This is a genomic window from Ruegeria sp. YKSF131 (assembly GCF_059612645.1).
In genome coordinates this window covers 1-18,552 of sequence record NZ_JBXWQZ010000075.1, presented here as the reverse complement: position 1 = coordinate 18,552, position 18,552 = coordinate 1, and the positions used below count along the sequence as shown (strand labels likewise).

General features: G+C 56.8%; 24 protein-coding genes, 2 tRNA genes and 3 pseudogenes. 9 read left to right on the top strand and 20 right to left on the bottom strand.

The features are described from left to right. Positions 1 to 120: 120 nt before the first annotated feature. The 4 genes and pseudogenes from AC2FLZ_RS19540 to AC2FLZ_RS19525 all read left to right on the top strand — a co-directional run bounded on the left by AC2FLZ_RS19540 (position 121) and on the right by AC2FLZ_RS19525 (position 2,474). The gene (locus AC2FLZ_RS19540; protein WP_496882631.1) at positions 121 to 1,080 is read left to right on the top strand and encodes an ABC transporter ATP-binding protein; all 960 of its coding nucleotides are present in this window, start codon (positions 121 to 123) and stop codon (positions 1,078 to 1,080) included. Between the two features lie 78 nt (positions 1,081 to 1,158). After that, positions 1,159 to 1,674, top strand: coding sequence for a hypothetical protein (locus tag AC2FLZ_RS19535; RefSeq protein WP_496716383.1), 516 nt, complete (start codon positions 1,159 to 1,161; stop codon positions 1,672 to 1,674). A gap of 152 nt (positions 1,675 to 1,826) precedes the next feature. Further along, positions 1,827 to 1,961: pseudogene (locus tag AC2FLZ_RS19530) on the top strand (IS5/IS1182 family transposase); the annotation flags it as partial. 60 nt (positions 1,962 to 2,021) lie between these two features. After that, positions 2,022 to 2,474: an IS6 family transposase gene (locus AC2FLZ_RS19525; RefSeq protein WP_496882630.1), complete on the top strand. Its 453-nt coding sequence runs from the start codon at positions 2,022 to 2,024 to the stop codon at positions 2,472 to 2,474. 166 nt (positions 2,475 to 2,640) lie between these two features. On the opposite strand, the gene AC2FLZ_RS19520 is transcribed toward AC2FLZ_RS19525, so the two are convergent. Together AC2FLZ_RS19520 and AC2FLZ_RS19515 are read right to left on the bottom strand one after the other, a co-directional pair. Continuing rightward, complete coding sequence (locus tag AC2FLZ_RS19520; RefSeq protein ID WP_496716385.1) at positions 2,641 to 2,823, bottom strand: hypothetical protein; 183 nt, start codon at positions 2,821 to 2,823, stop codon at positions 2,641 to 2,643. A 465-nt stretch (positions 2,824 to 3,288) separates the two neighbouring features. Continuing rightward, the gene (locus AC2FLZ_RS19515) at positions 3,289 to 4,179 is read right to left on the bottom strand and encodes an AraC family transcriptional regulator (RefSeq protein ID WP_496882629.1); all 891 of its coding nucleotides are present in this window, start codon (positions 4,177 to 4,179) and stop codon (positions 3,289 to 3,291) included. Between the two features lie 161 nt (positions 4,180 to 4,340). Between AC2FLZ_RS19515 and AC2FLZ_RS19510 the strand changes: the two genes are divergently transcribed. Beyond that, positions 4,341 to 5,153: an SDR family oxidoreductase gene (locus AC2FLZ_RS19510; protein ID WP_496882628.1), complete on the top strand. Its 813-nt coding sequence runs from the start codon at positions 4,341 to 4,343 to the stop codon at positions 5,151 to 5,153. Positions 5,154 to 5,191: 38 nt separating this feature from the next. Then, a complete protein-coding gene (locus AC2FLZ_RS19505) occupies positions 5,192 to 6,061 on the top strand; it encodes an SDR family NAD(P)-dependent oxidoreductase (protein WP_496882627.1) in 870 nt (289 codons plus the stop codon). 64 nt (positions 6,062 to 6,125) lie between these two features. On the opposite strand, the pseudogene AC2FLZ_RS19500 reads toward AC2FLZ_RS19505, so the two are convergent. The 8 genes and pseudogenes from AC2FLZ_RS19500 to AC2FLZ_RS19465 form a co-directional block, all read right to left on the bottom strand. Next, positions 6,126 to 6,883 (bottom strand): annotated as a pseudogene (locus tag AC2FLZ_RS19500) (IS5 family transposase). 190 nt (positions 6,884 to 7,073) lie between these two features. Continuing rightward, a pseudogene (locus AC2FLZ_RS19495) lies at positions 7,074 to 7,250 on the bottom strand (integrase core domain-containing protein); the annotation flags it as partial. 130 nt (positions 7,251 to 7,380) lie between these two features. Continuing rightward, positions 7,381 to 7,455: transfer RNA gene (locus AC2FLZ_RS19490), tRNA-Phe, on the bottom strand. A 79-nt stretch (positions 7,456 to 7,534) separates the two neighbouring features. Next, a complete protein-coding gene (locus tag AC2FLZ_RS19485; RefSeq protein ID WP_480520993.1) occupies positions 7,535 to 7,717 on the bottom strand; it encodes a DNA gyrase inhibitor YacG in 183 nt (60 codons plus the stop codon). After that, entirely contained in the window at positions 7,714 to 8,736 is a 1,023-nt protein-coding gene (locus AC2FLZ_RS19480; protein WP_480607745.1) for a ribonuclease E/G, read from the bottom strand. Before AC2FLZ_RS19480 ends, AC2FLZ_RS19485 begins: the two co-directional genes overlap by 4 nt. Next, positions 8,733 to 9,311, bottom strand: a complete 579-nt coding sequence (locus AC2FLZ_RS19475; protein WP_480495053.1) for a Maf family protein — start codon at positions 9,309 to 9,311, stop codon at positions 8,733 to 8,735. The genes AC2FLZ_RS19480 and AC2FLZ_RS19475 overlap by 4 nt, the downstream gene beginning before the upstream one ends. Before the next feature lie 11 nt (positions 9,312 to 9,322). Further along, positions 9,323 to 9,541 carry a translation initiation factor IF-1 gene (gene infA, locus AC2FLZ_RS19470; RefSeq protein WP_005978431.1) on the bottom strand — a complete coding sequence of 73 codons (219 nt, stop codon included), beginning with the start codon at positions 9,539 to 9,541 and terminating at the stop codon, positions 9,323 to 9,325. Between the two features lie 91 nt (positions 9,542 to 9,632). Further along, on the bottom strand, positions 9,633 to 10,508 hold the full coding sequence (locus AC2FLZ_RS19465) for a carbon-nitrogen hydrolase family protein (protein WP_496882626.1): 876 nt from the start codon (positions 10,506 to 10,508) through the stop codon (positions 9,633 to 9,635). 233 nt (positions 10,509 to 10,741) lie between these two features. Here AC2FLZ_RS19465 and AC2FLZ_RS19460 point away from each other — a divergent pair, with 233 nt between their 5' ends. Then, positions 10,742 to 10,924: a KTSC domain-containing protein gene (locus AC2FLZ_RS19460; protein WP_496882625.1), complete on the top strand. Its 183-nt coding sequence runs from the start codon at positions 10,742 to 10,744 to the stop codon at positions 10,922 to 10,924. Positions 10,925 to 11,036: 112 nt separating this feature from the next. After that, entirely contained in the window at positions 11,037 to 11,915 is an 879-nt protein-coding gene (locus tag AC2FLZ_RS19455; protein ID WP_496882624.1) for a DUF7946 domain-containing protein, read from the top strand. A 224-nt stretch (positions 11,916 to 12,139) separates the two neighbouring features. Here the strand turns inward: AC2FLZ_RS19455 and AC2FLZ_RS19450 are convergent, their stop codons facing one another. The 9 genes from AC2FLZ_RS19450 to AC2FLZ_RS19410 all read right to left on the bottom strand — a co-directional run bounded on the left by AC2FLZ_RS19450 (position 12,140) and on the right by AC2FLZ_RS19410 (position 17,949). Then, positions 12,140 to 12,733, bottom strand: coding sequence for a GNAT family N-acetyltransferase (locus tag AC2FLZ_RS19450; protein WP_496882623.1), 594 nt, complete (start codon positions 12,731 to 12,733; stop codon positions 12,140 to 12,142). Next, entirely contained in the window at positions 12,726 to 13,124 is a 399-nt protein-coding gene (locus AC2FLZ_RS19445) for a ketosteroid isomerase-related protein (RefSeq protein WP_480473605.1), read from the bottom strand. Before AC2FLZ_RS19445 ends, AC2FLZ_RS19450 begins: the two co-directional genes overlap by 8 nt. Further along, positions 13,121 to 13,579: an arsenate-mycothiol transferase ArsC gene (locus AC2FLZ_RS19440; RefSeq protein ID WP_209505795.1), complete on the bottom strand. Its 459-nt coding sequence runs from the start codon at positions 13,577 to 13,579 to the stop codon at positions 13,121 to 13,123. Before AC2FLZ_RS19440 ends, AC2FLZ_RS19445 begins: the two co-directional genes overlap by 4 nt. Positions 13,580 to 13,582: 3 nt before the next feature. Next, positions 13,583 to 14,062, bottom strand: a complete 480-nt coding sequence (locus AC2FLZ_RS19435) for a UPF0262 family protein (protein WP_480520976.1) — start codon at positions 14,060 to 14,062, stop codon at positions 13,583 to 13,585. A 98-nt stretch (positions 14,063 to 14,160) separates the two neighbouring features. Next, complete coding sequence (gene hisD / locus AC2FLZ_RS19430; protein ID WP_480520974.1) at positions 14,161 to 15,462, bottom strand: histidinol dehydrogenase; 1,302 nt, start codon at positions 15,460 to 15,462, stop codon at positions 14,161 to 14,163. A 61-nt stretch (positions 15,463 to 15,523) separates the two neighbouring features. After that, complete coding sequence (locus AC2FLZ_RS19425; RefSeq protein WP_480520972.1) at positions 15,524 to 16,045, bottom strand: GNAT family N-acetyltransferase; 522 nt, start codon at positions 16,043 to 16,045, stop codon at positions 15,524 to 15,526. Beyond that, positions 16,046 to 16,522 (bottom strand): DUF2948 family protein, encoded by a 477-nt coding sequence (locus AC2FLZ_RS19420; protein WP_480520970.1) that lies wholly within the window; start codon positions 16,520 to 16,522, stop codon positions 16,046 to 16,048. After that, a complete protein-coding gene (murA, locus tag AC2FLZ_RS19415) occupies positions 16,519 to 17,787 on the bottom strand; it encodes a UDP-N-acetylglucosamine 1-carboxyvinyltransferase (RefSeq protein ID WP_480520968.1) in 1,269 nt (422 codons plus the stop codon). Before murA ends, AC2FLZ_RS19420 begins: the two co-directional genes overlap by 4 nt. 6 nt (positions 17,788 to 17,793) lie before the next feature. Then, positions 17,794 to 17,949, bottom strand: a complete 156-nt coding sequence (locus tag AC2FLZ_RS19410) for a hypothetical protein (RefSeq protein WP_480520966.1) — start codon at positions 17,947 to 17,949, stop codon at positions 17,794 to 17,796. A gap of 83 nt (positions 17,950 to 18,032) precedes the next feature. On the opposite strand from AC2FLZ_RS19410, the gene AC2FLZ_RS19405 reads away from it, so the two are divergent. Then, positions 18,033 to 18,107, top strand: a tRNA-Thr gene (locus AC2FLZ_RS19405). A gap of 246 nt (positions 18,108 to 18,353) precedes the next feature. Here the strand turns inward: AC2FLZ_RS19405 and AC2FLZ_RS19400 are convergent. Continuing rightward, positions 18,354 to 18,552: DUF3604 domain-containing protein (locus tag AC2FLZ_RS19400; protein WP_496882622.1), on the bottom strand; the 199-nt coding region annotated here is incomplete at its 5' end.

The window sequence follows — 18,552 nt, the reverse complement described above, 5'->3', positions numbered from 1 at the left end:
CGCTTGGTTCCGGGTTTCTTTCTCATCTCCACTCCTTGGCGGTTACGATGAGCCAGAAACCCTCTCTTATCAAATCGACCTAAACTGTCCCATTGGCGCTGACGTCAGACAGTAGAAGTCATCGACAGCATCTCGCTATCGATTGAGAAGGGCGAATTCGTGGTGCTCGTCGGCCCTTCAGGATCGGGGAAATCGACACTCCTAAGGATGATCGCCGGTCTTGAGGAAATTACCAGCGGCGACTGTTCAATATTGGGAAAGCGAGTAAACGACCTCCCTCCCAAAGATCGCGGTTTAGCAATGGTGTTCCAAAACTATGCGCTGTATCCGCATATGACGGTCTTCGAAAACCTTGCCTTTGCGCTTAAAGTTCAAGGCTTACCAAAAGCCGAGATTCAACGTCGGGTCGCAAAGGTTTCCGAGATTGTGCAACTTGGTGAGTATCTCGAAAGGAAGCCTGCTCAACTATCAGGTGGCCAACGGCAACGTGTTGCAATGGCCCGCGCTATGGTGCGCGACACAGGTTTGTTCCTGTTTGACGAACCTCTTTCAAATCTGGATGCTAAGCTTCGCGGCCAGATGCGCGTGGAGATCCGGAAACTGCATGACGAGTTGGGTGCAACGTCTATTTACGTGACCCATGATCAAACAGAAGCCATGACTCTCGCAGATCGCATTGTGGTGTTGGATAAAGGAAACGTCGAACAAGTCGGCACTCCACATGAATTGTATGAGAATCCCAAAACCCGCTTTGTGGCCGGATTTCTTGGTTCGCCTTCCATGAACTTCGTGAACAAGGGCCTCAACGACCTCAAAAAGGAAGAATCTTATGGAATTCGACCAGAGAACATCAAATTGGCCGCAAAGAAGGAAGATGATTTACGCCTCAACGCCAGACTTGACTTGATTGAGTATCTCGGCTCCTGTGCATTGTGTTACTGTAACTTCTCAGGTCAAACCATAATTGCTCAGCTGCAGCCTCACGAAGTATCCACCCTCCAATCCGGACAAGATATTGATTTATTTGTAGAACGAAACGCTGCAATTAAATTTAATGGGAATACTCGTTTAGCTCTTTAGGCTGACGCAATTCGATCAACATCCAACTCTGGTTACAGTATTTTGTCGCGGACGAGAAAATATCGAGAAGGAAATGATTTGGGATATTCGATCTGGTTGGAATTTAATGAACAATGCAAAAAGCGGTTGCAAGACAAGATCAAGGATTTTTCTGGAAAATACTGCTGCCCAATTTTTCAACCGCATCTTACCTTGCTTGGCGACATTGAACTTGAACTCAATGAAGTTAGAGAATTGGCGAGTGCATTCAGAAATTGTTCGAGTTCGCCGACTGTCGATGTTTGCGACGTCGGGTTTTCAGAATACTATTTCATGGCGTTGTATCTGTCGGTTTCAATCCCAGATGATCTCGAATCTAAACGAAGAATTTCGGCCAATCGTGTGAACCCCAGTTCCTACAAATTGGATGCCCCACATGTTAGTTTGGCATACGGAAACTTAAACCAAAGTCAGTTGCTCGCAGAACGTGACGCGTTAGAAATTGAGTTTCTTGGGGAAGAGTTGTCCCTCGGCGGGATCAGCATCGTACACTCTTCAAAAACGGTGCCAGTCGAACAATGGCGTTCGATTGAGACAATTGCTCTGTCTCATTAGTTCATTTCCATTTCGGATTGCCAGGGTCATCTGCACCTGAGTCAGTACGGCTTTGTTGCAAACTTTTGGCTAGGAGGTCTTCGTGTTAGGGTCAGGACCCATTGATTTCCACTTTTCGGCGTGATTCACGGTTCGAAAACTGAGCGGTGAACATGTCTGATCTCTTCTGGCTGACGGATGCGCAGATGGCGCGTCTGGAGCTCTTCTTCCCGAAGTCCAACGGCAAGCCGCGCGTCGATGAAAGGCGTGTGTTGAGCGGTATTACCTTCATTAATCGCAATGGCATTGCCAAGTTGTTCGGCGAGATTGTGGAGGCTAGATGTTGCGGGAAGATTGCTGCGTCCTCAATGCCGCGCCCGAAAGGCTTTCGTTACCCTCGCGAGATCATCGCTTATGCCGTGTGGGCGTATCACCGGTTTGCACTGAGCACTGCGGATATGGAAGATATTCTTGCCGAGAACGGCGTTCTGGTCAGCCGTAAGACCGTCCGGCTGTGGATCTATCGGTTTGGCGGGCATTTCACCGCTTGCATCCGGCGCGATCGGCCGCGTCCGAACGACAAATGGCATCTGGACGAGGTCGTGATCCCGATCAACGGCGTGAAACACTGGCTTTGGCGCGCCGTAGACGCCAATGGAGACGCGCTCGACATCCCTGTTCAAACGCGCCGAAATGCCAACAACCAGATCAACACCATCTTTCGCCCCCGCCGCTATCAACTTTCCGCCGTCTCGTATCGTCACGCGAGGGCCGACGCAATCGACCTTTGCAACGGCTATGCGGCCGAAATGACCACGTGACAGGCCGAAGCCTCACCCCTCTCATTCACACAAACAACTTGGCAATCCCTGGCGAAGTTCAGTTAGAGCATCGACAACTCGGCCAGCGCCGGAAGATGCGATTGCAGATAGATGGCGGTGCGACAAGGATCAACGCTCACGGCTAAATAATACGGCCCGACCTCCATCACGCTGCGCCGCGCCTTCTGCGGTCATGGGTGTTGTCGGTCAGGGCTTGGGTATCCGCCAACAGCAGAAACTGTTCATGGCTGTCCTTATAGCGTAGCCAGCTTGCAAGCGAACCAGCATAATGCCGGATGTGAAGCGGCCCCATAGTGCGGTCACCTGTCAAAATGGTTGGTCTATTCATTTGCGTCTTCTCATGAAACGGGAAGCGGCGCATCGGGAAGCTCGGAAAACAAAAAAGGCCGCCCATGCGGCGGCCTCGGAATACACTTGGTCATCCGGCAACCCTGTCAGGAAACCAGCCACCAAGTCATTGCGATGATCGTAGTGTTTTCCAGGGAACACTGACTATCGTCTGCGAAAGGGCTCAAGGCTGGACTCGGGTGCGGCGCAGCACGTTCGCGATCGGGGTCGCTATACGAGGCAGGGACGACCCACAAGAGACCTTCGGCACCCCGCTGGTATTCTGCGGTCGCTAGCCCGCATTCCGGTCATTCGCCGCAAGTACAAATTTTATCGCTGCTCGAACTCATACTCCGCGGACAAGCACGCATTCGCTGCTGATGCGAATGGCGGCTTTGGGAAAAAACGGGCCGAAAGGTATTTGTTCGCTACAGGGTTGTGACGTTTGAGATTGTTTCTTATTGCCTTATTGGACAGCTTCAGAAGTTCGATCCTGTCTTGGTGAGCATCCGAATTTGCGGACATATTCTCTCGAGAACTGAGCCGAGCTTTGGTATCCTACCCCGTAGGCAACCTCAGAGACCTTTGCGCCGGTGGTTTGAAGTTCATTACGGGCATGAAGCAAACGCAGATCTTTCTGGTATTGCAGCGGCGAGGTTCCCGTGACTGCTTTGAACTGTTCGAAGAAGGCCGAACTGCTCATCCCCACACGAGCGGCAAGCTCTCTCACGGTAAGGGGTTTGCCCAGATCTGATCGGATCTCGTTCGTCGCCGCAAAAATCCGGCTAGCCGTGTTCTCGTGCCACACCAGTTTTCGAAGCGTGCCACCATGTTGCCCGATCAGCAGGCGGGCGTGGATTTCCCGCGCCGTGATCGGCGCCAGCAAGTGTCGTTCCTCTTCGGTTTCGCACTGGCGAAAATATCGCAACAAGGCGTCTCGCATGTCATCACCAGTGGGTGCGAGGCAAATCGAAAACGGATCCGACACACGGTGGGTGGTTGACTGCGGCAAGGCCGGAGCTAAGGCGCGAAGGTGATCCAGATCAAGGGGGAATACGAGCGCGACATAGGGAAGATCGGGCGTGGCCTCGGTGATCCTTGAAACAACGGGCAGCGCGTTGCTGACGATCAGCGACTGCCCGGCCCGCACGGTAAGCGTTCTGGAGCTGGTCCCAACCTCCTTTACACCTTGCAGGACTGCGCACAACAGCGGGCGGTAGACATTTGCGTCATGTTGGGTGATCGCCGGATGGGTGAGAAATACCGTCCCACCGTCCTTATGTGTCAACACACCGTGCGTGACGCCTGAGTGATCAAGTTGAGCGAGAACATAGTCCAATAACGCCCGAGGTCCCATGAATGCCTCCTGTGGGTCGACCCATCTTTACCACGGGAGCAATGCAAACACTTACCCAAAACTTCAGATTGTGGAGGATTGTGCAAGAAAACTGGAGAATATTGAAAGATTCATCCTGCCTTGGTGATTATCGTGACTATAGGAAGTGAGGGATTTGAGATATGAAAACGATTCTTATCACCGGGGCCTCGTCGGGAATTGGCGCAGCGACGGCCCGGCATTTCCAAGCAAACGGTTGGAATGTCATCGCCACGATGCGCAACCCCACGGATGGCCCCGAGCTCGGCGCGTTAGAAAACGTACATCTGGCCCAACTGGATGTGACGGATTCGGGTTCAATTACAACGGCCGTAGGCGAAGGCATCGAACGGTTCGGGCAGATAGATGTTTTGCTGAACAATGCGGGCTATGGCGCCTACGGTGCGTTAGAGGCCTTTTCGATGGATCGCATTCGGCGTCAGTTTGATACCAACGTGATTGGGTTGATGGAAGTGACCAAGGCTATTCTGCCCCATTTCCGTCAGAACCAGTCGGGCACGGTTATCAATATCTCGTCCATTGGTGGGCAGATCACATTTCCACTTGGCGCGCTTTATCACGGCACAAAGTTTGCAGTTGAGGGGCTTTCGGAGTCACTACACTACGAGCTGGAGCCCCTTGGCATTCGGGTCCGAATTGTCCAACCGGGCATGATAAGAACCAACTTTGGAGGCAGTTCTTTCGATTTCGCCATGGATGAGAAGCTGCCGGACTACGCGCCAATGGCTGAAGCCATGGGGCGCCTGTTTGGCAAGCTGGCCGCGAACCCTTCTGCGCCTGAAACTGTCGCAAAGGTCATTTGGGATGCGGCCAACGAGACCGGAAACCGCCTGCGCTTTCGCGCAGGGCCTGATGCTGAAGAGCTGCTCGTTGCGCGTAAGCAACAAGATGACGAGACGTTCATCGGTCGTCTCAAGGAAAAGATGGCACCCTGAAGGGCCACTCAGTCGTTCACAGAAAGAGCTGATGATCCATGTACAGCGAAGCAATTGAAAAAGGCGGCTTGGCCGTTGTAACCGGGGCGGCAAACGGCGTGGGCAAAGCCGCAGCCCAACGCTTTGTACAAGACGGTCTGGGGGTTGTGCTGGTCGACCTGGCGGGTGAGGCATTAGACAGAGCCGAGGCGGAATTGCGCGATCTGGCCGGCTCGTCCGCAACTGTTCAGGCAATTCCGACTGATGTCACCGACACCACCGCCGTGAATGCCTTGGCGGATCAAGCTTTTGCGCTCGGCGAGATAGCTGTCCTAATGAACAATGCCGGTATCGCGCTGCCGACCAACAGTTGGGAAAACGCGGAGAATTGGCGCAAACTGCTAGAGGTCAATCTTTTTGGGGTCATGAATGGCGTGCATGCTTTCCTGCCGCGCATGATCAAAGCGGCGCGCCCCGCTGTGGTAATCAACACCGGGTCTAAACAGGGCATCACCACACCGCCCGGAAACCCCGCTTACAATACCAGCAAAGCTGCCGTGAAGGTCATGACTGAAATGCTGGCGCACGAATTGCGACAGGCCGAGACGGAAATTACCACTCACCTTTTCGTACCGGGGTTCACCTATACCGGCATGATTCAGAAATTCATGCCGGAAAAACCTGCTGCCGCCTGGACAAGCGAAGAGACAATCGACTACCTGCTGAAGCGCATGTCGGCCGGAGATTTCTACATTCTCTGCCCGGACAACGATGTGTCCGAAGAGCGCGACAGCAAACGCGTTGAATGGGCTGCCGGTGACATAATCAACAATCGCCCGGCTCTTTCACGCTGGCATCCCGACTATGCTGATGCCTTTGCGGCGCACGAGGCCTCGGAAAAGTCGCACAAAACGAAAGGTCGTGGATAGAGCAAGTGAAACTGTTACCCAAGCAACAAAGCTCACACCTCGTCTATAAACCTAGGGTCAGGATTCATAACCAGTAGATGACGACGGCTGCGAGCGCGATGGCCGAGAGGAAGACCTTGGGACACCTGTCGTAGCGGGTTGCCACGCGTCTCCAGTCTTTGAGCCTGCCGAACATGATCTCAATGCGGTTGCGCCGTTTGTATCGGCGCTTGTCGTATTTCACGGTCTTCTTGCGCTGTTTTCGTCCAGGGATGCAGGCGCGTATCCCTTTGTCTTTCAACGCATCTCTGAACCAGTCGGCGTCGTAGCCTCGGTCTCCGAGCAGCTATTCGACCTTTGGCAAACCGCCCAGCAATGCCCGTGCGCCGATATAGTCACTGACCTGTCCGGCGGTGGTGAAGAGGTCGAGCGGTCGTCCCTGGCTGTCGCAAATGGCGTGAAGCTTGGTGTTCATACCACCTTTGGTCCGGCCAATCAGGCGACCGCGCCCCCCTTTTTAGCGGCCCTGCTGGTCGCTGTTCGATGTGCCTTCAGGTAGGTCGCGTCGATCATGACTGTCTTCTGTTCGCCGTGCTCGACAGCTAGCCCCACCATCATCCGCGCGAATATGCCCTTTTCGCTCCAGCGCTTCCAACGGCTATAAAGCGTCTTGTGTGGACCATAGGCTTCAGGAGCGTCGCGCCACCTTAACCCATTGCGGTTGATGAAAATTATCCCGCTCAGAATCCGCCTGTCGTCGACCCTTGGCTTACCGTGCGACTTTGGAAAGTAGGGTTTCAGACGCGCCATCTGTGCGTCGGTCAGCCAGAAAGGATTGCTCATGTCACCGCTCTGTTTTCAGAGCCGTGAAACACGCAGCGCTCGGGAAATCAATGCATCCTGACCCTAAGAAACTACGCATTCCTTGTGATGACGCCTTGAAAGGTAGCGAAGTCCGCCCTGGCGCTGCGATCATTCATTCGTCGAATCGTCATTCCGGCTTGGGAAGTGACCTGCCCCGAGGCTCCCTCATTTATAACGAGAGTCTGCGGGTCTGATTTTCATATTCCTCTTCGTCGTTTTGGGTAAGCGCGTCGGTCGCGGAGCCATCAAATTGCTCAAGCGTTCGACGCGCTTCTACGGGTGTTTGGTTGCCGAGCGATGAGTGCGCCCTAACGTTGTTGTAGTCGTATCGCCAGAGCGCTAGCTTTCACCGTGCATCAGGTTGCAAGGCTCCACTGTCGCTAGCCTACCTAAGTCCAAAAGGTGGATATTTGGGTGGATAAGTTAAGCCCGATGCATGATTTATTCATTATAATCATAAAATTAGGAGATTTTTATGGTGCCCGGGGGCGGAATCGAACCACCGACACGAGGATTTTCAATCCACTGCTCTACCCCTGAGCTACCCGGGCACGGGAACGACGTTTGTCGTTGGGTGGAGGCGTTCTATGACTTGCTACCGGCAGTGTCCAGAGGCTTTTTTACATTTTTTCAGTGCGGTCGCATTGTATTGTGTTCGTCCGTATCGCCCTCGGTCTCAGGGTCGTCTTCACGCTGAGACGGGACCGCGTAAGAGCCATTCAGCCACTTGGCCAGATCAATGTCTGCGCAGCGTTTCGAACAGAACGGGCGGAACTTCTTTTGCGTTTCTTCTCCGCAGATCGGGCAGCTCATTTCAGGATCTCAGCGACAGGTAACCGGCTGCGTTTGCGCTGCAACTCGAAATGCCCCAGAGGTGTCCACCCCGCCAATATCGTCTCGTCCGGATCCGACTTGAAGGCGGCACGCAGGGCGGATTCGAACCCTCGGCGGTCTTTCTTGGGCATTGGGGCCAGATCCAGTGTGATCTGCCCTGCCAGCCCACGCACACGCAACGCACGTGGCAAAGCTTTGGCACAAGCGAAGTTGGCTTTTGTTCCTGCCGCCAGCGACGTATCCGCGCCTGTGTTCACATCTACGGCCACCAATGCGCGGGTTGGTTCGATAAAAAGGTATCCGCCTCCGGGGAGAGGTTCGGAGATGCCACGGGCGACATCCAGCGCATCCAGCACACCATGGGTTTCAAAACTGCCGGTTTTCGTCACAACCTCGGCAGGGTCGGTCCAGTCGCGCCATGCCAATATATGCGGGCTGTCACCTTCGCTGAGCAGTTCGACGTCGGACCCCTCGTCGTTCATCACTTGTTCAGCTTGCGCAAGCATGGCCGAAATGTCGTCGGCAATGTCACCGGCATCCGCATCCATGCAGCACGAGCGGAGGATCAACCCATAAGGGCTGTCGCCCATTTGTTCATGCGCGATTTCAAGCAGTTGATCCCGCTTGTCTTCATCCTTGATGCTGCGCGAGATGTTCAGGCCCGGCGCGTCGGGTGTGACAATGGCAAAGCGGCTTTTGAACAGGATACGGTTGGTTACAGGGATGGCCTTGCCAGGCTCGGCATATCCGCCAACCTGCACCAAAAGCGTGGCACCCGGCGCCAACCCTTTGACTTGTCGCAGAAAAGCTGGGCCGTCGGGTGTGGTCAGGAACATGCCGCCCTGCCCCTTGACCGGTCGATCGGCACGGGCGCGATAGATGGTGCCGGGCGCGGGTGCGTCGGCGGCGATCAGGAGATCATCAAGCTTTCCGTCGACCATCAATGCCGCGGCCTCGCGGTCTTGGATATGGTCCAGAACGATGGTTCGACCCTTCATGATGCCTCGCTATATAGTGGGTAGCCGATCCCTTGCAGCAAGGCGGCGGTCTCGGACAGGGGCAGCCCCACGATGCCAGTGAACGAGCCCGAAATCCATGGGATGAATGCGCCAGCAGGGCCTTGGATCGCGTAGGCCCCGGCTTTACCCTGCCAATCACCGGTCGCTAGGTAGGCGTTGATTTCAACGTCCGACAGGCGTTTGACCTTGACCTGCGAGACGACATCACGTTGCAGGATGCGATTCCCGCGCCGAACGGCGACCGAAGTGATCACCCGGTGACGACGACCGGACAAAGCGTACAGGAACTCTGCGGCCTGACCCTCATCCTCGGGCTTGCCCAGAATACGCCGCCCCAGTGCAACAGTCGTGTCCGCGCAAAGCGTGATGTCGTCGCTATCCGATTGAACTGCCTTTACTTTTTCACGCGTAATGCGGCTGCAATACGGAACAGGAAGCTCACCCTTCAGCGGTGTTTCGTCTATGTCAGGGGGGCGGATGGCGTCGGGCTGCACGCCAAGCTGCGCCAGCAGGTCCAGCCGCCTTGGGCTGCCCGATCCCAGGATAAACGCCATCTCGGCAGGCGTTATTTGAAGCGGTAGTTGATCCGACCCTTGGTCAGATCATAGGGGGTCATCTCGACCTGAACCTTGTCGCCGGCCAGAACACGGATGCGGTTCTTGCGCATCTTTCCTGCCGTATGTGCGATGATTTCATGGCCGTTTTCCAGCTCGACCCGAAACGTCGCATTAGGCAGGAGTTCCTTCACGACACCGGGAAATTCGAGCGTATCTTCCTTGGCCATGTTGTCTCCATCATTAGGTTGCGCCCGCAGAATCTGCGGGGATGTGCGCTTAAATGAGCCTATTTTTCCCTTATTTCAAGGGCGGATTCATCTAAAGGGTGGATAATGTGACCGTTTCGACTCGGGCGTCCTGCTCTGGCCAATGGGTCCGGTTCAGCACGTGGCCATCGGCGCGGACCTCGGCGATGGCGGACAGGTCGACATCCGCATAGGTCCAGCCGGGCTGATTCAGAGTGCCCTCGGCCAGCACTCCGGTGGCTGGGAACCCCTTGTCCGGCGGGCCGAAAACGCCGCCCATGCCGGTATTCATGTCCACAGCTTCGGACCAGCCGTTTGCTCCGACCAGCGATGACATGACCGTAACACATTGATTTTCCAAAGCTCTTGACATCGATCCAATGCGAACACGCCAATATCCCGACAGCGCTTCGGTGCAGGACGGTACAAGGATCATATCCGCTTCGCTGAGTGCGCGGCCCAGCAAGGGAAACTCGCTGTCATAGCAGATCAGAACACCGATTTTGCCCAGCGCGGTGTCGAACAGCTTGAGTGGACCACCCGGCGCAATGTCCCAGTCCTCGCGTTCAAAGCGGGTCATGATCTGCTTGTCCTGATGGTCGCGGCCACCGTCCGGGGCGTAGAACGCGGCGCGGTTCACCGGGCGACCGGACCCATCCACAACCGGGGCCGATGCACCCAGAATGTACGTTTTGTACGCGCTTGCGAGGCGCGAGTGCAAATTTTGTACATCCTCGAACCGGTCCGAAACCGCGCGGATCGAGCGTTCCAGATCACCCGCCACCTCGGCCCCATCAAGCGTCGACACCTCCATCGCGCCGTATTCGGGGAACACCAGCAGCCCGGCCCCCTGCCCGGCAGCCTCGGCAACCCATCGGTCCAGCTTGTCCTCGTACTGCGCCCAGCTGTCGAGCCAGTCGAGATCATATGCGGCGGTTGCGACTTTCATTGATGGGGTCCCCTGAGCCGATGTGTCGAGGCACTAAACCGTGAGAGCCACCGCGTGTACAGATCAATCTGGTGCGGGGGGGGTGAAGGGGGGGAAGAGCCCAAAGCCGCCGTTGCCCTAAGAGTTGGGTGCTGCAAGTCTTTGGCCCAACGAGGTCTTTCGGCCTGCATCGAAAATGTCGCGCTTGTAGAATCAATCTTAGATTGTGAGTGTCGTCTCAAAAGGAGATTACAATGCCTCAAGTTAACTCGTCTGCTATTTCCCGCATTGAATGGAGTGGCGGTACGTTATCAATTTGGTTTCGTGAAAGCGGACGATACGACTACCCCAACATACCAGAGAGCGTATACAGAGATTTCATCGCGTCGAACTCTAAGGGATCATTTTACAATGATCACATCAAGGATCGTTACTAAACTGTCTTTTCCCAACCGTTTCACCTCGAGTCAATCATTGTCTGAAAGAGGCTAAGGCTTGGATACGGTATCCGCACTAATTCATAGGAAATAGTAAATTGAGGTTAGATATTTGCCCGAAGTAAAAATACCGTACAAAGTCATCATCGATGGCCTTGACGCTGAGAGAAATGAAATTGAGGCATACTCAGCTGCAAAAAGCCTTGAAGGTCTAACGTGGGCACTTTCAACGACAATTAATTTTGCCACCACTGGAAAGTACAAATCCAGAGGGGACATGTCCAAGTCGGCCAAAATCTATATGAAGCCGGCGCGTCAAGGAAGTTTCATTGTTGCCTTGGACGCATGGGTTACAGCCAACCCTTTCTTGTCGGTAGCTGCGGGGAGCGGCTTCGGTTTGGTCGCACCATATATCAACAAAACTATTGAGTATGCATTTGGAAAAGCACTTGGAACGATTTCTGAAATGCCGGATGGATTTAAGAAGTATTACAAGAGGTTAAGTAAGGAAGAAAGGAACCAACTTGAAATTCTAACTCAAAGGATTGAGCCTCCTTTGAGCAGAGCACACACTATGATCGGGCAAACCGCAAGCGATGTGCAATTCATCTCAAAGCGTACGAAACTGTTCCAGATGGATCAAGCCACGAAGGAGTACATTGAGGCGCAGCCTGCCAATGCACCAGAAGTTCTGCACACGAATGTTACAGCGTTTAATGTCGTTAGCAAAAATGGCCGAATGTTCGACCCTGCAAACAATGCCACTGCCGCGTTTACTCTTATCAAAAGTCCTCTGAAAGGTACGGGTAATATCATTACGACCAGTTTGGATCAGTATCAAGCTGGTCGCAAAGGGATGGTAAAGGTTACGGCTGATCGAGTGCAAACCGAGTCCGGCAGACTTAAAAAATTCTTGATCACGGCTGCCGAGGAAATTGCACCACAAGACTGGGAGAATGGGCAAGATCCACTAAGATCGGTGCGAAAATAAATTTTATTGTTGAACCAGAAAACAGCAGGTGCAATGTGCATTGCCCGCAAGCAATCCGCTCACTCCTCATTTCACGCTAAATACTTGCTACTTTGCAATAACCGCTACCCGTAGCTTGCCGCCGCGAGTAGAAGCCAGTTTCGCGCCTGCAGCGAACGGCAGCTTGGTGGCCTCACTCCCGGCAACACACAGAAAAGCCCTGCTGCACCTCCCCACCCCGACGTCTACAAATCCCTGATCCAGAACTGCAACGGCTTCGGCGTTTCTCCCTCTTCCCCGATATCCTTCCACGAGAATTGGGCGATTGCGCCGGGTAAGGGCTTGTATCCGCGGGCGCGCCAGAAGGTATCCAGCGGGCGGTAGTGGTCGGGGCGCAGCGGGTGGTCGGTGGGGCGTTGCACGCTGCAAAAGGCGCATTTGGCAAAGCCCAGATCGCGGGCGTGCCCCTCGCGCGTGTCGAAGAATTTGTGGCCGACGCCCTGCCCGCGATAGTCCGGCAGCAGGACGGATTCAGCGCAATAGAAGATCTGCGACAAGTCGAGCCCGGTGTCTGCGAAGGCCGCAGCGAAATCGTCGGCGTGATCGGTCAGCGGCGCGCCGGTCGAGGCGCCGATCAGGCGGTCGCCGTCGAAGGCGCCGACCACGATGGCCTTGTCGCTGTCGCGGTAGGATTGCAGGTATTTGCGTTCGTATTCCAGATCGCCGTCATAGAGGTAGGGCCAGGCGTGAAACACCCTGATCCGCAGGCGGGCAACATCGTCCAGAGCGGCGCCAAGCGCCGCTCCGGTCAGGGGGCGGACGTCGGTGACGTCAGCCATTCGAGACCTGTTTGGTCCAGTCTGCAAGGTTATAGAAGGTGGTGACGCGGGTGATCTTGCCGTCCCTGAGGTCAAAGAACGACCCGGCAGGCAGGCGATAGGTCTGGCCGTGCGCGTCGGGCAGGCCCTCGTCGGTTTCCAGATAGGTGCCGTTGACGATGAACTCGGCCGCGGCGCGGGTGCCGCCCTGAGCATCGAACACGACGATGTCGGTCAGGTTTTCGCGGTAGCAGCGGTTCATATGGGCGCAAAAGGCGGCGAACTTGTCCTTGCCGACGCGAATCTGGCCTTCATTCACGTGATGGGCCACGTCATCAGACAGGCAGGCCAGCATGCCATCGACGTCACCGGCGTTGAAGGCATCGAAATAGGTTTTGACGGTCTGGTTCATGTCCCCTCCGTTGGTTCGCCCCAGCGGTCTTTCAGATGCTGAATGATCTGGTCGCGGGTCTGTCGGTAGTGATGTAGCTTTTGTTCGCGGGTCTCGCCCATCCCGGTAGGGTCCATTATTGGCCAATAATCGACATCGAGGTGGAAAACACGGGTCAGTTCCAGCGCCTGACGCTGGCTGGCGGGTGAAAGCGCCACGACCAGATCGAACGAGCTGAGGTCATCGCCCCATTCCTGCATCTCGTCGAAGGAGCGCGATCGGTGGCGGGACAGTTCCACGCCGACCTCGTGGCAGACCGCGATGCTGAAGCCGTCGATTTCCAGATCGTTATGCACACCGGCGGACTGAACATAGGTGCCGGTGCCATAGAATTTCTTCATCAGCCCCTCGGCCATCGGGGACCGAACCGCGTTGTGGTCGCAACAGAACAGGACCGACTGCGGCAGAGGCTTCACGCGTCAGCCCCCAAAATGCAGAACGCAGATCAGCGTGAACAGGCGGCGGGCGGTGTCGGTGTCGACATCTGCCTTGCCTTCCAGCCGTTCCTGCAACACACGGCTGCCTTCGTTGTGGATACCCCGGCGGGCCATGTCGATGGTTTCGATCTGGCTGGGTGGCAGCGATTTCACCGCGTCAAAATAGCTTTCACAGATCTGGAAGTAATCCTTGACCACCTGCCGGAAGGGGCCGAGCGACAGGTGAAACTCGGCCGCTTTTTCGTTGGCCTCGGTTTCAATGTCGAAGACAAGCCGTTTGTCGCGGATCGAAAGCTGGAGGTGATAGGGGCCCTCGGGCACAACGCGGTCGTCGCGTTTGGGCAGCGAGAAGCTGTTTTCTTCCAGCAGATCATAGATGGCGACCTTGCGCTCCTGCTCGATCTCGGGCGTTGGCGGCGGCAGATTTCTATCATCCAGTTCGATATGCGAGATGCGGGTCATCTTTACAGTCACATTCCTTGCGTCAGCACAGACCTATAACAATGATATTCGGCGAGCAACGCACAGAAACGCCATATGCGCCCGGTCTTTGCGTCATTTCAGCCATTCAGGCGGTTCAGGCGCGCGGTGACCGAGAGGCCATGCGCCTCGAGGCTTTCCGAGCGCGCCAGCTGTTCGGCGGCAGGACCGATGGCACGCAGAGCTTCGGGGGTCATCTGGCTGAGCGTGGTGCGCTTGAGGAAGTCCATCACGCTGAGGCCAGACGAAAACCGTGCTGAGCGGGCGGTGGGCAACACGTGGTTGGGACCGCCGACGTAGTCGCCGATGGCTTCGGGTGTGTACTGACCCAGAAAGATGGCTCCGGCGTGGATGGTTTTTTCGCTCAGCGCGCGCGGGTCGGCCACGCAAAGTTCCAGATGTTCCGGAGCAATGCGGTTGGACAGGGCTGCGGCCTCGTCCAGGTTGCGCACGGTGATCACCGCGCCGTAGTCACGCCAGCTGGCCCCGGCGATGGCGCGGCGTTGCAGGGTTTCCAGCCGTTTTTCGACCGCCTGCGCGACAGATTGGCCGAATGCGGCATCGTCGGTGATCAGGATCGACTGCGCGCTTTCGTCATGCTCGGCCTGGCTGAGCAGGTCCAGCGCAATCCAGTCGGGGTCATTGTCCTTGTCGGCGATGACCAGAATTTCCGAGGGGCCCGCGATCATGTCGATGCCGACCTTGCCAAAGACGCGCCGCTTGGCGGCGGCGACAAAGGCGTTGCCCGGCCCGGTGATCTTGTCGACCGGCGCGATGGTGTCGGTACCATAGGCCAGCGCCGCCACGGCCTGCGCGCCACCGATGCGATAAACCTCATCCACACCAGACAGTTTTGCTGCCAGCAGCACCAGCGGGTTCACCTGTCCGTCCGGGGTGGGCACCACGATGGCCAGCCGTTCCACACCGGCCACCTTGGCTGGGATCGCGTTCATCAGCACCGATGACGGGTACGAGGCCAACCCACCCGGCACGTAAAGCCCTGCGGCCGAAACAGCAGACCAGCGCCAGCCGAGTGTTGCGCCCGTCGCATCCGTCCATTCCTGATCCTCGGGCATCTGCCTTTCGTGGTAGGCCCGGATGCGGGAAGCGGCCAGTTCCAGCGCCGTGCGATCTTCGTCCGAGACCTGCGCCACCGCATCCGCGATGTCCTGTGCGCTGAAGGCCAGCGTTTCGGGCGTCAGCGTCAGCCGGTCGAATTTGGCCGTCAGTTCGATCACCGCCTCATCGCCCCGGTTGCGCACATCGTCGATGATCTGCGCCACGACCGCATCCACATCCGGGCTGTCCTCGCGCTTGGCCGAGAGCAGGGTCCGGAAGGCGGGTTCGAATTCGGGCGATTTGGTATCAAGGAAAACGGGCATGATCTGGCACTCCGGGCGTTGCGCATTGGGACATATCGCCCGGAGCGCGCGGCCTCAACCCTCAGTCCCCAAAGTGCAGCGATTTGCGCATCGGGTATTGCGGAACGCCGTGCCAGTCACCGGGCCGGCCTGCCGGTTGCCATCCCTGTTTCAGATAGAACGCGTGCGCCGTTTGGGTGGCATCCAGATGCGCCTCGGCACAGCCGCACACAGTCAGTTGCCGTTCCAGCCGGTTGAGCAGCGCACGCCCCACGCCCTGCCCCGTATGATCCGGATCGACATAGAGCAAAGTGACCGTCCCAGTTTCCAACAGCCCCCCGACGGCGGCCACCTGCCCCCGGTGTTCGGCCAGCCAGATCTGCGATCCGGGCCTGAACCAGCCCCGTATGGTGGCTGGGTCCTTGTTATCGGTCCACCGCCTTTGATGGTCCGAGTCATTCTTGTGATCGGCCGCGCAAAGCTGCGTGATCGAGCGGATCAGAACCCGGCTGAGGTCGAACACGTCGAACACGGTGGCCGGACGCAGGGAGATCCCTTCGGGCACCTTTGAAAACGCCTGAGAAATCCCGCGCTTGTTCTGCATCTATTCGGGGTGATGCGGGGCCTGACGGGAGGGGGCGTGATAAGGGCGCGTGACGTCCTTGAGGGTGGCATCCAGCGCCTCGACCGTCAGGCGGATCGCGCCGTCACCGGCCAGCGTCAGCAGGACATGGCCCGCGCCATCCTCGCCGGGTTCGAAAACGACCGACATCAGCGACATGATCATGTCGGTGTCACCGCGATCAATGCCCTGACTGGACACCGAGAGAACCGAACCGAAGACCAGCACCGACTGCACCCGTTCAAACGGGCGGTCGCGGCGGGCGGCGGCATCCTTGTCTTCCCAGCGGAAGCGGTTCAGCAGCAGGCCAAAGCGGCGCTGCGCCGGTTGCCACTTCATCTCGGTCACCGGAAACACGGCATCCTGCGCGAGGGTCGAGATTACCTGAAGGTCATCTGCATCCTCGGCCCCAAGATTAAGCGGCGCCTCGCGCCCGTCTTCAAAACTTGCGTCTGTCATTGGCCCTTGATCCGTTCAATCTTTGCACCCACGCCTTCCAGCTTGCGCACCACATGTTCATATCCGCGGTCCAGATGATAGACCCGGCTGACCGTTGTTTCCCCTTCTGCCGCCAATCCGGCAAGGATCAGCGAGACCGAAGCCCGCAGATCCGTCGCCATCACCGGCGCCCCTTTCAGGCGTTCAACACCGGCGACCGTGGCGGTGCCGCCATGCACCTCGATATGCGCGCCCATGCGCACCAGTTCGGGGGCGTGCATGAAGCGGTTTTCGAAAATGCGTTCTTCGAGAACCGAAGTGCCTTCGGCGGTGCACATCAGCGCCATCATCTGCGCCTGCAGGTCGGTCGGGAAGCCGGGGAAAGGTTCGGTCACCACATCCACCGCGCGCACGCGCCCGTTTTTGCGGGCCACTTTCAGGCCGCCCTCGGTTTCTGAGACATTGACGCCCGCCGCATCCAGTTTGGCCGCAAAGGATTCGACCAGTGACATGCGCCCGCCCAGCAATTCCACCTCGCCGCCACAGATCGCCGGGGCCAGCATATAGGTGCCCAGCTCGATCCGGTCGGTGACAACCTGATGTGTGGCCCCGTGCAGCCGGTCGACGCCCTGAATTTCGATGGTCGAGCTGCCTTCACCAGAGATCTGGGCACCCATCTTGCGCAGGCATTCAACCAGATCGACGATCTCGGGTTCGCGCGCGGCGTTCTTGAGCACCGTGGTGCCCTTGGCCAGCGTGGCGGCCATGACGATGTTTTCTGTTGCTCCGACAGAGGCAAAGCGCATCTGATGCACGGCGCCTTTCAGACCACCCGGAGCTTTGGCGTGCAGATAGCCGTCCTTCAGCTCGATCTCGGCGCCCAGCGCCTCGAGCCCTTCGACATGCAGGTCCATTGGCCGCGCGCCGATCGCACAACCGCCTGGCAGTGACACGACCGCCTGCCCGAACCGCGCCAGCAAGGGGCCCAGCACAAGGTTCGAGGCGCGCATCTTGCGCACGATGTCATAATCGGCGGTCTGACTGGTCAGGCTGTGGCTGGACATTGCAATCACCTGACCGTCTTGCAGCGAAGACACCTCGGCCCCCAGTGATTGCAGCAGCGCGGTCATGGTCTTGATGTCGCTCAGCCGCGGCGCATTGGTCAGCGTCAGCGGTTCTTCGCTTAGCAATGTTGCGGGCATCAGCGTCAGGCACGCATTCTTGGCCCCCGCAATCGGTATCTGACCGTTCAGCGGGCCATTGCCCGTTACCAAAATCGAATCCATCTGCTCTTATCCCTTGTCCTTGTCAGGCTTGTCCCCCGCGGTCACGCGCGCCTTGGCCTGCGCCTTGCGACGCGCCATGTTGGCCTTGAGCGCCGCCTTCAGCCGCGCTTCGCGCGCATCGCCGGGTTTACCTTGTTTTTTGGGTGAATTTTTATCCGTCATGATCTTTCTCTACAGGAGGCGAAAAAAACCGTCCAGACACCCTTGCGCCGCGTTTCGTTTGAGTCTAATCACCCGCCCACAGCGCTGCTGTAGCTCAGAGGTAGAGCACTCCCTTGGTAAGGGAGAGGTCGAGAGTTCAATTCTCTCCAGCAGCACCATATCCCTTAAAAATTCACTTAGTTATCAATATATTACGCTTTTGAATATATTTTAGGCTTACTCCTTGGCCCACCTTATGGAAATACCATTCTCAATTTGGTTGTTTGCTATCCGAAAAATCGGCGCGAGTACCAACTGTGGTATACGATATTGGTTTTCTCGAAGCCTTGCGACGCTTCCGGTAGCACAGCAGCGCCATCAAAGGGGCTGTCGAGGGTTACTGTCATCCCAAATTCCGCCATCCGTCAGCCTGCCGGCGTGTACCAGATCGGCGAGGTATAGGCGCGCTCCTGCTGCGACATTGGTGCACCTTCAGGAATCTCGATCCCGTAGCGATAGGCATCGTAGACATACCAAGGCGGTGTGGGGATCTCCAATACCCGGGCGTAGTAGAAGGCCGGGCGTGCCGGATCGAAATCCGGGTCGGTCCAGACGGTCGCAAGC